This is a genomic window from Actinomadura sp. 21ATH, assembly GCF_041951345.1.
Lineage (GTDB): Bacteria > Actinomycetota > Actinomycetes > Streptosporangiales > Streptosporangiaceae > Spirillospora.
In genome coordinates, this window is the sequence record NZ_JBGNUR010000012.1 from 75,777 (window position 1) to 90,207 (window position 14,431).

Here is a 14,431-nt window from a genome sequence, read left to right on the forward strand (position 1 = left end):
GAGGGCTATGCCCGCGTGGTCGCTCCGGCGAGTTCGCCGAGGATCTCGGAGGCGGTGGGCGGATCGAGGTCCCCGAACGGCCGCCCGTCGCGCGGCGACCAGCGGCCGTCCTCGGGAACGTCGTCGAGCCGGATCTCCGCCAGCCGCTGCACGGGATTGTCCTCCCCGTGCCCGATCTTCATGCCCGGGTCCAGCCTGATGTTGACGAACAGGCCGCCGGGGGTCGCGCGGTAGAGGCACCGCTGGTAGCCGCCGTCCGCGGGCGCGCCGCGCCGCCATCCGTGCCGTTCGAGGGCGAGCACCGCCCTGGCCGGCGCGACGGCGTCCTGGAGTCTGGCCAGGCGGCGGGCGCCGCGCTCGGCCTCGGTGAGCACGTGCACCGGGCGTTCGAGCTGCGGGAACGGCTGCATGAGTTCGTAGTCGGACAGGACGCGCGTCCACGTGCCGAGCGTCCCGTCCAGGTCGAGTGGGTGGGCGAGGCCGACGCGGGTGCCGTCCCGCAGCGTCAGCGCGTCGTCGCCGGGGCCGGCGAGCGTGCGGTCTTCGGCGACGCGGAACGCGGCCGTCGCGGTGCCGTCCTCGGCGAGCCACACCAGGCGGCGCGCGACGTGCCAGAGGAGGGGGTGGTCCACGAAGAGGCACCGGAACTCCGGGACGGTCCAGCGGCGCCGCGCCACCATCGCCGCTTCCAGCCGCCGGATCTGGTCGCCGGCCACCGTGCCCACGGCCTTCTTGAGGTCGGCGAAGCGTTCGTAGGAGGCGGGCGCGAGTTCCGGGTCGTCCTTGGCGCCGGGCTTGGGCAGCGACCGGCGGGGCGTGCCGTCCTCGTCGGTCACGTACGGCCGGAGGTTGCCGTCGAAACCGGCACGGAAGCGGCGCGGCCCGTAGTCCAGGACGAGCCCGCCCGCCGCGTCCAGGCCGAAGTCGGGGACGAGCCGGTCACGGAGCTGCTCGGGTGACAGGCCGCGCTCGCCGGCGACCTCCGCGAACTTCGCATCGGCGCGTTTCCTGAGGTCCTTGTATTTCGCCCTCTGTGCGATGTCGTCCAGTTCCGTCAGTGCGGCGTCCGTGCCGATCCCGGCCAGGACGTCCAGCCCGGCGTACGCCTTGCCGGGGGTGCGCTCCGCCGGCCACGCGCGGACGAGCGGCGCCAGCACGCGGACCGTCTCGTCGTCGCCGGACCACCCCAGCCGGCTCAGCGCCCACCGTTCCTTGGGCGGTGCGCCGATCTTCTCCCACAGCTTGAACAGCGCCCGGCCGAACGCGGCCAGCGACCCGGCGTCGCACGCGTCCTTCACGGCCGCGAGGTCCGCGTGCGCCTGCCCGGGATCGGACGTGGCGAGCAGCGCCAGCAGGCGGCGGGTGGCACTGGCGGGGAGCGCGTCTTCCCGGCCGCGGAGCCTGATCTGCGGCAGCATCTCCAGATCGGCCCACTCACCCGGCTGGACCCGGGCCGGTTGGCTCCGCGGGACGGCCAGGGGCTCGGGCAGGGCGTCCGGCGGCGCGTCCGGCAGCCGGCCGGCGGCGAGCGCGTCCCGCTCGGCCGCCAGCTCGGGCAGCAGCCGCCGGGCCCGCTCCGGGAACCGCTTGGCCGCCGCGAGCAGGGCGGGCCGCACGTTCTTCTGGTCGGCGCGATCCACCAGTGCCTGGAACGCCTCGTCGCCCGGCAGGACCGCCAGCACCTCCAGGAACAGCTTGCGCGTGGAGGTGTCCCAGGTGTCGTCGAACGCCGCGACGACCAGGGGCGTGATCGCCGGGCCCACCGCGTCCGCCATGGTCGCCAGGAGCGCCCGGTCCCAAAGGAACCTGTTGACGACCTTGTGGGGCAGGAGCCGGTCCACCTGGCCGGGCGCGCCCAGCGAGCCGTACAGCATCCACCAGAACCCGAGCCGCCCTTTCACGACCGGAGGATCGGCGCAGCACTCGTCCACCCAGTCCACCCGGGTGGGCACCAGGAAGGAGACCGCCGCCCGCTGGGACGCGGTGCGCCGGCACCCCGCCAGCCGCTCCACCGCCTCCCGGTGGACGTCCTCGCCGGCGGCGGCCAGGAACACCCGCAGCCGTACGGCCGCCTTGGGCGCCTGGGAGACGAGGGCCATGCCCTGGACCGCGTCCCCGTTGAGGAGCCCGAGCCCCGGTCGGTTCCAGAGGATCTGGCTGCACTCGGCGAACGCGCAGGCCGCGAACGGCAGCCCGTGCTCGTCCACCCAGGAGTCGGCCACCAGCACGGCGACCTTCTCGTCATCGTCCCCGGCGTCCTGGAGGAGCAGCGCGGCTGCCACCGCGGCGCCGAAGGCGTCCGCGTTCCCGGACAGGTACGCCCGCAGGGCCTCGGCCATGTCCGGCGTGACGCCCTCGCACTCCGTGAGCGGCCGCACGGCGTCCAGCGCGCGCAGGCGCTCCCGCACGGTCTTGCTCGCGGACCGGTTGACCTTGGGCTTGGGACCCGGCCTCCCGTCCCGCCGCGGGCAGACGTGGCGCCGCAACGAGTCCGGAAGGACCAGCGTGTCCTCGTCCGAGAGCCGGGTTTCCATGCCGCCCCACCGTACGGCAGCCCCCCGACAATCCGGCCAGGCAAGGGCACGGCCGTCCGAGTGCCAGGGGTGGGGCGGGCTTCGCGTTCAGCGGAAGAAGCCGCGTATGTACGGGTCGGGGAGGGCGGCCAGGTCGGCGGTTCCCCCGGTGGCGGTGATCCTGCCGTGGCGCATGACGATCAGCCGGTCGGCGACGCCGGTGGCGGTGAGCAGCGGGACGTCGTGGGTGATCACCAGGACGGCGGCGCCGGCGTCGGCGTACGCGCGGAGGGTCGCCCACACCCCGTACGCGTTCTCTGTGTCGAGGGAGCCGGCCGGCTCATCGGCGACGAGGACGCCGGGGTCTCGTTCCAGCGGCCCGTGTCGATGTGGACGGTCAGGTCGCGCAGTTCAGCGGGCACCCCGCACTCCAGGGGGACGGGTCAGAGCCGGCCGAGGGCCTTCGCCAGCTCGGTGGCGGTGTCGGCGATCACCTTGTCGTCGTGGGGGACGCCCTTGGCGTTCCGATTGGTGAGGACGGACATGATGATCGGCGCGGTGGAGCCGGGCGGCCAGACGATCGCGGTGTCGTTGGCGGTCCCGTGGTTGCTCGCGCCGCCGGTGCCGGTCTTGTCGCCGACCGTCCAGGTCGCGGGGAGGCCGGCCTTGATGCGTTGCGCGCCGGTGAGGGAGCCGCGGAGCCAGCCGGTCAGGCGGTCCCGGTCCCGGTCGTCGAGGGCGCGGCCCACGGTGATCTGGGAGAAGCTCCCCGCGGCGGCCGCGGGAGTGGTGGTGTCGCGCTGCTCGCCGGGCGCCCAGCCGGTGAGGTACGGCTCGTAGCGGTCGAGCCGGCTCACCCGGTCGCCCAGCGTGCGGAAGTACGCGGTCAGCCCGGCGGGCCCGCCGATCTGCTTCAGCAGCATGTTGCCCGCCAGGCCGTCGCTCTTGGTGATCGCCGCCCGGCAGAGCTGGGCGGGAGTCATTCCGGTGTCGGTGTACTCCTTGGTCTCCGGCGAGTTCTCCAGCACCTCCCCGGGCTTCCAGCGCACCACCCGGTCGAGGAGGCCGGGGTCGGTGTCGCGCGCCTTCCGGAGGACCGCGGCGCACGCGTACACCTTGAACATCGAGTTGAACGGGAAGCGCTCGTGCGCCCGGTGGCCGACGGCCCTGCCCGTGCCCGTGTCGATCGCGACCGCGCCGATGCGCCCGTCGTACGACGCTTCGAGCGCCCGAAGCGCGCGCTTGAGGCCGGGATGCGCGGCGAACCCGGCGGCGGGTACGGCGGCGGCGGGCTTGGCGGCGCCCGTCGTGGCGGCGGGGGTGCTCGTTCCGCAGGCCGAGGCGAGCAGGGCGGACGCGGTCAGCGCCGCGACGCCCGCCAGCCGGGTCCGCGGCCGGGAGTCGAGTCTCATGCGGGACAGCAGAGCAGAGATCAACTCTTCGCGTCCAATATCGGCACCCGTCCGTGATCGATACCGGGGTGGATATGGCGGGATGTCACATTCCGGCGGCCGGTGTCGTCCACCTGGTGGAAGCGGTTAACGGCAAGGAGGACATCATGGAAGCTCGGCTCGACCTCATGAGCAACGGCGTCGCGGCGAAGCTCATCAAGCACGTCATCGCGGCGGGCAAGGCCGTGGCGGGCTCGGAGCTGCCGGCCTCGACGCGGCACCTGGTGGAGATCCGCGCCAGCCAGATCAACGGCTGCGGCTTCTGCGTCGACATGCACACCAAGGACGCCGCGGAGGCGGGGGAGACCCAGCAGCGGCTCAACATGGTCGCCGCCTGGCGGGAGGCGAAGGTCTTCACCGATGCCGAGCGGGCCGCCCTGGAGCTGGCCGAGCAGGGCACCCGCATCGCCGACGCCGCCGGCGGGGTCACCGACGAGGCGTGGGCGAACGCGGCCAAGCACTACGACGAGGACCAGCTCGCGGCCCTCGTGGCGGCCATCGCCCTCATCAACGCGTTCAACCGGATGAACGTCATCATCCAGCAGCCCGCGGGCGACTACCGGCCCGGGATGTTCGGGTAGCCGGCCGGCCCGCGCGGGCCGGAGGGTACGCCCTCCGGCCCGCGAGCGCTGCTTTTCGCGGCGCGCGGCGGTAGCCTCCCAGGGATTCCCAGGACTGAGGTGGACCGCCATGCTCGTGTTCGAGGCCCGGCAGATCGATGTGGCCGCCGCGGACCAGGACCTCCACTACGTGGTGCGGGACCCCGGTACGGGCGCCGCGCTCGCCGAGGTGGCGCCGGTCGCCGTGGACGAGGTCGCGGAGGAGCGGACGCGGCAGGGCCGTTTCGCGCGGCTGCGGCGCGCGTTCACCCCCGGGATCCGGGCGCCCGGCGAGGCGCTCGAAGTGCCGCGCGTCGTGCTGCGCGTGGCGGATCCGGGCGGCGCGACGGTGTTCTTCCTCGACCGGGCCCGGAAGCTGAGCGGCAACCGGTTCCCTCCGCAGTGGGCCGTCGTCGGCCCGGACGGCGGCGTGCTCGGCTTCGTGACGAACGACCACCGCGCGTCGTTCCGGGCGCCGGATCTGGCGAAGGGGCCGTTCGACGCCGACGGCGCGTGCCTCGTCTCGGGCAGGAACCACCTCAGGGCCGCGAACCACGAGGTGCTCTGCGACGTCGTCGTGCGGATGTCGGCGTCGGAACCCGTCATGCGGGTGCTCGCCTCGCCCGGTGCCGACAGGGTGCGCTACGTCGGGCGGGACGGTGCCCTGTGGGGGCGGCTGACCGGGGAGTCGATGGTCCTCGACTGCGATCCGCGGCTCCCCTGGCCGTCCCGGGCGCTCCTCATCGCGGGCGTGGTCGCGGGCCGGGCCGACGAGCGGCTGCACACGTCCCTGCTGATGGAGGACTCCTACGTCCCGCCGGCCCCGCTGCGGCCCGCCGGCGAGCCGTACGCGCGGTACGGCGGGATGCACGACCGGTACATGGCGTACCAGGCCGAGTTCATCGAGTGGTACGAGAAGGAGACGCGCCGCATCGCCCGGGGCGCGGCCGCGTACGCGAGCGACTGAGCCGCGCCAGGGCGGGCGCGTCACTCCTCGCCGGAGAACCGCTCCCGGGCGGACCGGCGGGTGACGCCGAGGGACTCGCCGATAGATTGCGGGTGATATGAGCGTGCGTCTGCGGCCGGTCGAGGCGGGGGACAGGGACGACTTCGTCGCGCTGGCGAAGGCCAGCGCCCGGCTGCACCATCCGTGGGTGCGCGTGCCGACGACGCCGGAGGCGTTCGGCGACTACCTGGCCAGGTTCGACGGGGTCGCGGCCGTGGGGTTCCTGGTGTGCTCGGGCGACGACATCGCGGGGTTCGTGACGATCAGCCGGATCGAGCGGGCGCCGTACGAGAAGGGCGTGCTCGGGTACGGGGCGTTCGTCCCGCACGAGGGGCGCGGCGTGATGGCGGAGGGCGTCGCGCTCGCGGTCCGGTACGGGTTCGATCGGCTCGGGCTGCACCGGCTGGAGGCCGACATCCAGCCGGGGAACGCGGCGTCGCTGCGGCTGGCGCGGCGGGTGGGGCTGCGCCGGGAGGGGTTCTCGCCGGCGCTGATCCGGATCGACGGGGTCTGGCGGGATCACGAGCGATGGGCGATCATTAACCCACGGGTTTAGTGATCTTGACTCTGCGTGATAAGCCGACGAGGGCCCGACCCTGCGCAGCGCCGCGCTCGGATCCCACCCCCGGGGAGGTCGATTCAGCGTGGCCAGCGATGCCGAGAACGGGACGGCCGAATGGCCGGACACGCTCGACGTGCGGAGCCTGCTGGAGAGCGGCTGGCGGCCGACGCCGTTCCGCGAGTTCATCCTCAAGGTCCACAGCCGCTGCAACCTGGCCTGCGACTACTGCTACATGTACGAGATGGCCGACCAGGGGTGGCGCCGCCAGCCGCGCCGGATGAGCCGCCCCATCGTCGAGCTGACGGCGCGCCGGATCGCCGAGCACGCCGAGGCCAACCTGCTGCGCCGGGTGGACGTGGTGCTGCACGGCGGCGAGCCGCTGCTGGCCGGGGTCGACCATCTGCGCCACGTCGCCACCACGCTCCGCGCCGCGATGCCCGGCATCGAGGTGGGGCTGCACGTGCAGACGAACGGCGTCCTCATCGACGGCCCCTTCCTGGAGCTCTTCGACGAACTGGACATCGTCATCGGCGTCAGCATGGACGGCGACGAGGACGGCCACGACCTGCACCGGCGGCGGGCCGACGGGCGGGGCAGCTACCAGGCCGTGCGGGCGGGCCTCGACGCGCTGACCCGGCCCGCGTACCGGCGGCTGTTCGGCGGCATCCTCAGCACCATCGACCTGCGCAACGACCCCGTGCGGACGTACGAGGCGCTGCTGGAGTCCGGCCCGCCCGCCATCGACTTCCTGCTCCCGCACGGCAACTGGGACACGCCCCCGCCCGGCCGGCCGGACGACGCGACGACGCCGTACGGGGACTGGCTCATCGCCGTGTTCGACCGCTGGTACGGCGCCGAGGTCCGGGAGACGCGGATCCGCCTCTTCAGCGAGATCATCCGACTGCTCCTGGGGAAGCGCTCGTACGGCGAGTCGGTCGGCCTGGCCCCGGTCTCGCTGGTCGTCGTGGAGACCAACGGCCGGATCGAGCAGGTGGACACGCTGAAGTCCTCGTACGACGGGGCGGCCGGGACGGCGCTGCACGTGTCCCGCGACCCGTTCGACGCGGCGCTGATGCTCCCGCCGATCGTCGCGCGGCAGATCGGGGAGCGCGCCATGGGGCCGCGCTGCCGGACGTGCCGGATCCGCCGGGTGTGCGGCGGCGGCCACTACCCGCACCGGTACCGGTCGGGCAGCGGCTTCCTCAACTCGTCCGTCTACTGCCACGACCTGTACCGGCTCATCACCCACATCCACCGGGTGGTGTCCGCGGACGTGCGGGTCCTCCAGAACCGTTAGATCGGCGGCGGGTCGAAGTCGGCGTCCAGGTGGCGCCCGTCCAGGAAGACCTTGACGTCGGGGTGGTCGGAGCCGAGCGTGCGCGTGTAGGCGGCCTCGGTCTCCTGGAAGAGCTTCTCCGCCTCCTCCTTCTCGCCGGCGGCGCGCAGGTCGGCGGAAAGGTTGGCGGCGCAGGACAGCGCCAGCGGGTGCTCGGGCCCGAGGAGGGCGCGCAGCCGGCGCAGCGTGCCCCGGCCGAGGGCGACGGCGTCGCCGTACTCGCCGAGCGCGGCCAGGTCGCTGGCCAGGTTGGTGGCGATGGTGAGGGTGTAGTGGTGGTCGCGGCCGAGGGAGGGCTCCAGGCCGGCCAGCGCCTCCTCGTTGAGCCGCCGCGCGGTCACCGGGTCGTTCTGCACCCGGTACATGATCGCGAGGTTGCCCGTGCAGCCGTGGTTGTACGGGTGCGCCGGGCCGTAGATCCGGGGGTACCGCCGCACGGTGTCCTCGGCGAGCTCGACGGCGGCGTCGCTCTCCCCGACCGTGCGCAGCAGGTTGGCCAGGCACATCGCGGCGGCCAGCGTGTCGGGATGGTCGAGGTCGAACTGCCGGACGCAGCGCGCGTGGACGTCCTCGGCCAGCTCCCTCGCCCGGTCGAGGTCGGGGGCGCGCCGCCAGGCGATGGACAGGTCCCGGCCGGTGCGCAGCGTCCGGTTGTGCTCGGGACCGAACTCCTCGACCGCGTACGCGTAGGCGTCCTCGCCGAGGTCGCACGCCTCCGCGTAGTCGCCGCAGAGCCGGACGGCGCGCGCGAGCCCGCTCCACACGTTCAGCAGCGTGAGCTTGTCGACGGCCTCGGGGCCGAACGACAGGCAGAGCTGGTACGCCTCGTGCAGCCGGTCGCGGGAGGCGATGTAGTCGCTGCTGAGCCCGAGGTCGAGCGCGAGGTTGTTGACGGTGCGGATGGTGCGCACGTCCTCGGTCCCGTACTTCTCCTCGAAGCGCCGCAGCAGGTCCTCGTCCTGCTCCCGGGCCTGCTGGAAGCGGCCCTCGGCGCGCAGGTCGGCGCAGAAGCCGCGCAGGAAGCGCAGCGACAGGTCGTCGTCGCGGCCCAGCACCCGCTCGGCGGTGGGCAGGTACTTGCGGCTCAGCTTCGCCGACTCGTCGTACGACCCCAGCTCGCGCAGCGTGTTGCTCTGTTCGAGGCGCAGCGACAGGACGTCGGGGTGCTCCTCGCCGGAGGTCGCGGTCCAGTCGTCGAGGAACGTGTCGATGAGCGTGCGGGCCGAGGCGAAGTCACCGGACGCCGCCAGGTAGCGGACGATGTTGAGGCAGACGTCGCGGGCCTCGGGCCGCTCGCTGAACCCGATGCCGGACGGCGTGATGTGCCCGAGCAGGGACGCGTAGCGGTCCCAGTTGCCGGGTTCGAGGGGGTCGGCGGGCGCGTACCCGGCGAGCAGGCGGTGCACCTGGCCGCGCATCCGGTCCTGCTCCGCCCCCGACAGCTGCTCGCGCATCAGGGCCTGGATCAGCCGGTGGATCTGGAGGGTGCGGCCGGGGATGTCGAGCCGCGCCAGCGCGTACCGGCCCAGCTCGCCGACCACCCGGCTCAGCCGGATGGGGTCGCCGATCAGCGTGGCGAGCCGCTCGTCGAGCGCGACGCGCGGCTGGCTGAACGCGTCCCGCGGGATCGGCTCGGGGCCGAAGAACGCGCAGCACCGCAGCAGCTCGATGGCCTCGGGGAGCTTCTCGTTCAGGCTGGCCACCGACAGGCCCCAGGCGGCGGTCATCGACACCGGGTACTCGCTGGGCTTGCCCTCGGCGAGCAGCTGGGCGGTGCGCTCGCGCAGCAGCCGCAGGTACTCCGCGACGCCCATGCCGGTCTCGGCCTGCAGCGCGCCCGCCTGCTCCAGCGCCAGCGGCAGGTCGCCCAGCTCGTCGGCGAGCCGGCCGGCGTCGCCGGGGTCGATGCCCTTGGGGACCCGCTTCTTGAGGAACTCGACGCTCTCCTTGCGGGAGAAGACGTCCACCGCGACCGTGTCCACGACGCCCTCCCAGCGGTGGTTGCGGGACGTGATCAGGACATGGCCGGGGCCGTGCGGGATGATGTCGTGCAGGTCCTCGGGCTGGTCGGCGTTGTCGAAGATCAGCAGCCAGCGGTCGTACGGCTCGCCGCGGCGCAGCGCCTCCAGCACCGCCTTGGCCGCGTCCTCGACGCCGCTGGCGGTGGCGGGCGGCAGGCCGAGGGACGGCGCCAGGCTCGCCAGCGAGGCGCGGACGAGGACGGGCTGGTCGGCGGGGATCCACCAGACGACCTCGTACTCGGACCGGTAGCGGTAGGCGTACTCGACGGCCATCTGCGTCTTGCCGACGCCGCCCATCCCGTGCAGGGCGTGCGGCACGACCGCGGTGACCTGCCCGGCGATCCCGTCGCGCAGCCGGTCGAGCAGTTCCTGGCGGCCGGTGAAGTTCTTGTTGCGCTGCGGGACCCGGCCCCACACCTCGGGCACACGTCCTGCCGGTCGCGGCGCTCCTGGGCGTGGACTGCTCATCCGGCACACCTCCGTCACTAACGGTCCGGGACCGTTGGTGATTTTCCGTTTTGCTCGCCTTTCCGGCAACCCTTCCATATCTCTGTCGCAACGAAAACATGCGCAAGTCAGAATGACTGTGTCACGTGACCCAAGGAAGTGCTTCTCCGGGATTCGGTCAGCATTGAATTCGCTTTTCAGTGATCCACAACTCGGATATGGACGAAACCGGTCACCGGTGAAAGAATCACATCGGCGCGGCATGGCGCGACACCCATCGCGACGGTGCGATGTGCTCAGGTACACGGCGGCCGCCGAAGATCCGGCGGCCCGGCGCTCGACCGGGAGATTGCATGACTCAGCAGGCCACCGACCCGCGACCCGACCTGGACCCGATCGACACCTCCGCGCTCAGCGGGGACGATCTGGCCAGGTTCCCCGGGTCGGCGCTGATGCGCGCGCTGGCGGAGATCGTCGATCCGCTGCGGTCGCCCGCCGACCCGCCGAGCGGTTTCGGAAACAACCTCAGCGGCTGACCGGAGCGCCCGCCCCGGGCCGTACTACTCTGGTCGGACCAGAGTCTTCCCGGAGTCCGGTTCGCCGGCCGGGAGGAATCCGCGCGGAGGTCGTCCGGTGATCACCAATTCCGTAGCCGAAGGCACCTCGCTCTTTGCCGGTGACCGGCCGTTCGGCAGCGGCGACGATCACCTTTTCCACGGCCGGCGGCGGGAGTCCGAGGACGTCGTCCGGCTGTGGCGCGACAACCGGCTGACGGTGCTCTACGGCGGTGCCGGCGCCGGCAAGACCTCCCTGGTCTGCGCCGGAGCGATGCCGCTGCTCGGCTCCGCGGGCGAACGGGTGCTGCGCCCGGGCCGCATCTGGCGGCGCAACGCCGTCCCGGCGGCCGCGTTCCCCGAGCAGAACCTCTTCACGTTCGCGCTGCTGTCGTCCTGGTACCCGGACGAGCCCGCGCCCGGCGTCGCCGGCCGTACCGTCCTCGGCTTCCTGCGCCGCCAGGGCGGGCGGGGCGGCCGCGGCCTGCCGGCCCGGACGTTCGCCGCGATCGACGACGCCGAGCTGCTCGTCCGCGACCCGATCGCGCACCGGGAGCAGCGCCGCCGCTTCATCGCCCAGCTCGCGGAGGCGATGGCCGCCGAACCCAACCTGCACCTGCTCCTCGCGGTGCGCGAGGAGTACCTGGACGAGGTCCGCGCGCTCGCGGCCGGCCTGGCCGAGGGCCGGAGCGCCTGCCACCCGCTCGGCGCGCTCGACCGCGACGCCGCCGCCGAGGCGGTGTGCGGCCCGTTCGAGGGCACCGGCCGGCGCGTCGGGCGGCGCACCGCCGGCTCCCTGGCCGACGAGCTCCGGACCGTCAGGACGCCGCCGCACGGCACCGTACGGCGCGTCCGGTCCGTCTCCCCGGTGCTCCTCCAGCTGGTCTGCGACCGCCTGTGGGCCGACCTCCCCGCCGAGAGCGGCTCCGATCCGGACGAGCCCGGCTCCGACGCGGAGGAGTCCGGCCTGGACGCGGTCCGCCCGTGGCAGCCCCACCCGGACGGCGACGGCGCGCGCGAGGAGGGCCCGCGCGGCACCGGCACGGACCACGCCGGTACGGACGACCCCGGCCCGGCCGAGCCGGAGGACGAGCCGGACGACTCGGGCGCCGGTGAACGGCGGTCCTTCACGGCCGGGGTCGATCGGGTGCTGGCCGAGTACTGCGGGCAGGCGCTGGCCATGGTGGCGTCCGACCACCGGATGGCGCCGCGCGAGCTCGTCTCCTGGTTCCGGACGGCGTTCGGCGACCCGGCCGCCGGCGGCGTGGCGCGGTCCGACCCCGGCGTGCCGGTCGCGGTGCTGCGGGCGCTGGAGGACGTCCACCTGATCAGGGCGTACCGGCGGGCCGGGGAGCCCCGGTACGAGCTGCACCATCCCCGGCTGCTGCCGGTGGTCGGGATGCTGGCCGACCGGCCGGGGCCGTCCCGCCGGCGGGATCCCGCCGAGCGGCTGCGCGCGGCCGAGCGGGCGCTGTGCGAGGGCGCGGCCGAGCTGGCCTGGCACCACGCCAAGGTGGTCGTCCGCACGCAGGGCGGCAACGACCCGCGGGTGCTGGCGCGGGCGCACCGGCTGCTCGGGAACATCGCCTACGAGCACGGCCGGCGGGAGGCCGCGGCCGACTGCTACCGCGCGGCGGCGCGCCTCTTCGAGGTCGTCCAGGACACCCGCGCCGTGGGGCTGCTGCTGGCGGCCGCGGCGCGGATCGTGATGGACGACGGCGCGGCCGGCGCCGTCAGCGAGCTGCACGCCGCCGCCAACCGGTCGCCGCACGACCTGGTGGTGCAGACGGCGCTGGGCCGGGCGCTGTGGCAGGCCGGCCAGCCGGGCGCGGCGCTGGCGGTGCTGGACGCGGTGCTCCAGCGGGACGGTGACATGCCCGAGGCGCTGCGCACCCGCGGCGAGATCCTCGCCGCGAAGGCGGACGGTTGAAGCGGGCCTCTCGGGGCAGGTGAAGCGAGAAGGCGGCCGGGAAATCGGGCGCCGCACAACGCTCCAGGGCCGGGGACGCGGTTCTTCCCGAACGGTACGTGAGCACGGCGTGGCGCGATCCGGCATGCCGTCTTCGGCGAAACATCATGGGGGAGCCGGAGTCTTCGGTAGCATGCGCTCGGAGTGCGTAAAGCGACCCGACCCGTCGTCCGGCTGAGCGCCAAAAGCAAATCTCAGCCTGTCACGGGTCTTTGTTTTGCGGCCGTCCACACAGTCCGGTCCGCGGTTTACCGATGCCGGCGGCATGGTGATCGAGTTCTGGTCGGCATGCGTGGGAGCCGAGAATCTCCCGGCCGATGCCCGCCGCTCGGTGGACCTCCTGGCAGGTGAAATTGTCCGTCGTTCTAGTGATTGCGCAGTAGCCGATGTCACGGGCTCCATGGGAACGCGACTTCAGGCTGCTGTGGCGGGGCTCGGTGGTCGCCCAGTTCGGCGCCGTCGGGGCGGGGACGGCCAGTCCGCTGCTCGCGCTCTCGCTGAACGGATCGCCGGTCTCGGCGGGCTGGGTGTCGGCGGCCGCGGCGCTGCCGGGCCTGCTGTTCCACCTGCCCGCCGGGTGGCTGGCGGACCGCGCCGACCGCCGGTCGATCATGTGGGTGAGCCAGATCGTCCGGTGCGTGTCGGCGGGGATGTTCGTCGCCGGTTTCTGGCTGCTCGACGGCCCGCCGTGGCTGCTGGTGATGGGCGTGACGGTGGCGGGCACGTGCGCGGTGTTCTTCGGGATCGCGGAAAGCGCGGCCGTCCGCGACATCGTTTATGGAATCAATCAGGAATCCCAAAAAAACCCCCAAAGCGCTCAAGCGGGGACGACCGGGGGACAAAGTGATCTCCGGGAGAGCGTCGAGGCCGAACGCTCGGCCGTGCGCAAGGCCGCGATGGCGCGCCACGAGGCGCGGCACCATATCGCCCAGTTCGTCGGCCGGCCCCTGGGCGGCCTGCTATTCGGCGCCCAGCATCTGCTCCCCTATCTGGTCGACGCGCTGACCGCTCTCTACTCGTTGCGCATGATGTCCAGAATGCGCACCGGTGAATTCGAGCCCGCGTACCGGAACGGCGCGCGCCGCGCCCGGTGCGGCCGGCCGAGAAGGGCGCGCGGCAGGATCCGCGACGGCCTCGCCCACCTGTTCCGCGACCGCTTCCTCTGCGCGGTCATCGTCATCTGCGCGATCGCCAACTTCTTCTTCCAGATGGTCGTCCTGCTCCTGGTGGTCGCGGCGGAGGAGCGCGGGATCTCCAGCTCCCTCACCGGCCTCTTCCTGGCCGCGTCGGGCGTCGGCGGGCTGGTGGGCGCGCTGGTCGCGCCGCGGATGCTGCGCCGGTACGGGCCGCCGGTCATCGTCGTGGGCTGCGTGTGGAGCTGGCTGCTGCTGGTCGGCGTGGTGGCGGTGGCCGACCATCCCATGATCGGGCTCGTCGCCTGGGGGTGCTGCAGCGTCATGGGCGCCCATGTGAACGTGGCGCTGGAGGTCCACAAGGGCGCGACCGTCCCGCGCGACCTCCAGGGCCAGATCAGCGGGGTCACCGGGTTCGTCACCGGCGGGGCCATCCCGCTCGGCGCGCTCAGCGCCGGGTACGTCATCGCGGAGCTGAACCCGCAGACCACGGCCGTGCTCGTCACCTGCGTCATGGGCGGCCTCGCCGCGGCGTCGTCGCTGCCGCTGCTGCCGCGCCTCTTCCGCCGCCGCCCGGCCGCGCCGCCGGCCGGGTCGGCGGCCGTGCCCGCGGCCGGGCCGCCGGTGCGCGCGGACGGAGATCACGCGGATGCCGGAAATGTGTCGCGTGACACGGGCCCGACGCTCGCCCCGTGGCCTAATCCTGTTGGCAGGCAGGGACACGGGCAGGCACCGGTCGCGGGCGCGGCGGCCGGAACCGGTCACTCCCCGGTGGGAGCGCGCGCCGTTCCGTGATGATCGGAAGCGGCGGGGCGCCGTTCGCGCCGGGTAGGGCGGCCG

The 14,431-nt window shown here is 73.4% G+C and carries 11 protein-coding genes; 7 read left to right on the forward strand and 4 right to left on the reverse strand.

What is annotated here, in order from left to right:
- Positions 1–5: 5 nt before the first annotated feature.
- The 3 genes from ACA361_RS29050 to bla form a co-directional block, all read right to left on the reverse strand.
- Positions 6–2,534, reverse strand: coding sequence for a DUF4132 domain-containing protein (locus tag ACA361_RS29050; RefSeq protein WP_375017119.1), 2,529 nt, complete (start codon positions 2,532–2,534; stop codon positions 6–8).
- Between the two features lie 87 nt (positions 2,535–2,621).
- Positions 2,622–2,816 (reverse strand): hypothetical protein, encoded by a 195-nt coding sequence (locus tag ACA361_RS29055; RefSeq protein WP_375017122.1) that lies wholly within the window; start codon positions 2,814–2,816, stop codon positions 2,622–2,624.
- Positions 2,817–2,956: 140 nt separating this feature from the next.
- Positions 2,957–3,925, reverse strand: coding sequence for a class A beta-lactamase (bla, locus tag ACA361_RS29060; protein ID WP_375017125.1), 969 nt, complete (start codon positions 3,923–3,925; stop codon positions 2,957–2,959).
- Between the two features lie 146 nt (positions 3,926–4,071).
- On the opposite strand from bla, the gene ACA361_RS29065 reads away from it, so the two are divergent.
- The 4 genes from ACA361_RS29065 to ACA361_RS29080 all read left to right on the forward strand — a co-directional run bounded on the left by ACA361_RS29065 (position 4,072) and on the right by ACA361_RS29080 (position 7,428).
- Complete coding sequence (locus ACA361_RS29065) at positions 4,072–4,545, forward strand: carboxymuconolactone decarboxylase family protein (RefSeq protein WP_375017128.1); 474 nt, start codon at positions 4,072–4,074, stop codon at positions 4,543–4,545.
- A 109-nt stretch (positions 4,546–4,654) separates the two neighbouring features.
- Positions 4,655–5,530, forward strand: a complete 876-nt coding sequence (locus tag ACA361_RS29070; protein ID WP_375017130.1) for a hypothetical protein — start codon at positions 4,655–4,657, stop codon at positions 5,528–5,530.
- Positions 5,531–5,627: 97 nt separating this feature from the next.
- The gene (locus tag ACA361_RS29075) at positions 5,628–6,125 is read left to right on the forward strand and encodes a GNAT family N-acetyltransferase (RefSeq protein ID WP_375017133.1); all 498 of its coding nucleotides are present in this window, start codon (positions 5,628–5,630) and stop codon (positions 6,123–6,125) included.
- Between the two features lie 88 nt (positions 6,126–6,213).
- The gene (locus tag ACA361_RS29080; protein WP_375017135.1) at positions 6,214–7,428 is read left to right on the forward strand and encodes an FxsB family cyclophane-forming radical SAM/SPASM peptide maturase; all 1,215 of its coding nucleotides are present in this window, start codon (positions 6,214–6,216) and stop codon (positions 7,426–7,428) included.
- Here ACA361_RS29080 and fxsT read toward each other — a convergent pair.
- On the reverse strand, positions 7,425–9,914 hold the full coding sequence (gene fxsT / locus ACA361_RS29085) for an FxSxx-COOH system tetratricopeptide repeat protein (RefSeq protein WP_375017138.1): 2,490 nt from the start codon (positions 9,912–9,914) through the stop codon (positions 7,425–7,427). The two genes, ACA361_RS29080 and fxsT, sit on opposite strands and share 4 nt — an antisense overlap.
- Before the next feature lie 374 nt (positions 9,915–10,288).
- Between fxsT and ACA361_RS29090 the strand changes: the two genes are divergently transcribed.
- The 3 genes from ACA361_RS29090 (at position 10,289) to ACA361_RS29100 (ending at position 14,386) form a co-directional block, all read left to right on the forward strand.
- The gene (locus ACA361_RS29090) at positions 10,289–10,471 is read left to right on the forward strand and encodes a hypothetical protein (RefSeq protein ID WP_375017141.1); all 183 of its coding nucleotides are present in this window, start codon (positions 10,289–10,291) and stop codon (positions 10,469–10,471) included.
- Positions 10,472–10,568: 97 nt separating this feature from the next.
- Positions 10,569–12,419, forward strand: coding sequence for a tetratricopeptide repeat protein (locus ACA361_RS29095; RefSeq protein WP_375017143.1), 1,851 nt, complete (start codon positions 10,569–10,571; stop codon positions 12,417–12,419).
- Positions 12,420–12,844: 425 nt separating this feature from the next.
- Entirely contained in the window at positions 12,845–14,386 is a 1,542-nt protein-coding gene (locus ACA361_RS29100; protein ID WP_375017145.1) for an MFS transporter, read from the forward strand.
- The last annotated feature ends 45 nt before the right edge of the window (positions 14,387–14,431 follow it).

Coding starts and splice junctions, on each gene's coding strand:
- ACA361_RS29050 (WP_375017119.1), bottom strand. CDS start 2,534: ATGGAAACCCGGCTCTCGGACGAGGACACGCTGGTCCTTCCGGACTCG.
- ACA361_RS29090 (WP_375017141.1), top strand. CDS start 10,289: ATGACTCAGCAGGCCACCGACCCGCGACCCGACCTGGACCCGATCGAC.
- bla (WP_375017125.1), bottom strand. CDS start 3,925: ATGAGACTCGACTCCCGGCCGCGGACCCGGCTGGCGGGCGTCGCGGCG.
- ACA361_RS29075 (WP_375017133.1), top strand. CDS start 5,628: ATGAGCGTGCGTCTGCGGCCGGTCGAGGCGGGGGACAGGGACGACTTC.
- ACA361_RS29065 (WP_375017128.1), top strand. CDS start 4,072: ATGGAAGCTCGGCTCGACCTCATGAGCAACGGCGTCGCGGCGAAGCTC.
- ACA361_RS29070 (WP_375017130.1), top strand. CDS start 4,655: ATGCTCGTGTTCGAGGCCCGGCAGATCGATGTGGCCGCCGCGGACCAG.
- ACA361_RS29100 (WP_375017145.1), top strand. CDS start 12,845: ATGTCACGGGCTCCATGGGAACGCGACTTCAGGCTGCTGTGGCGGGGC.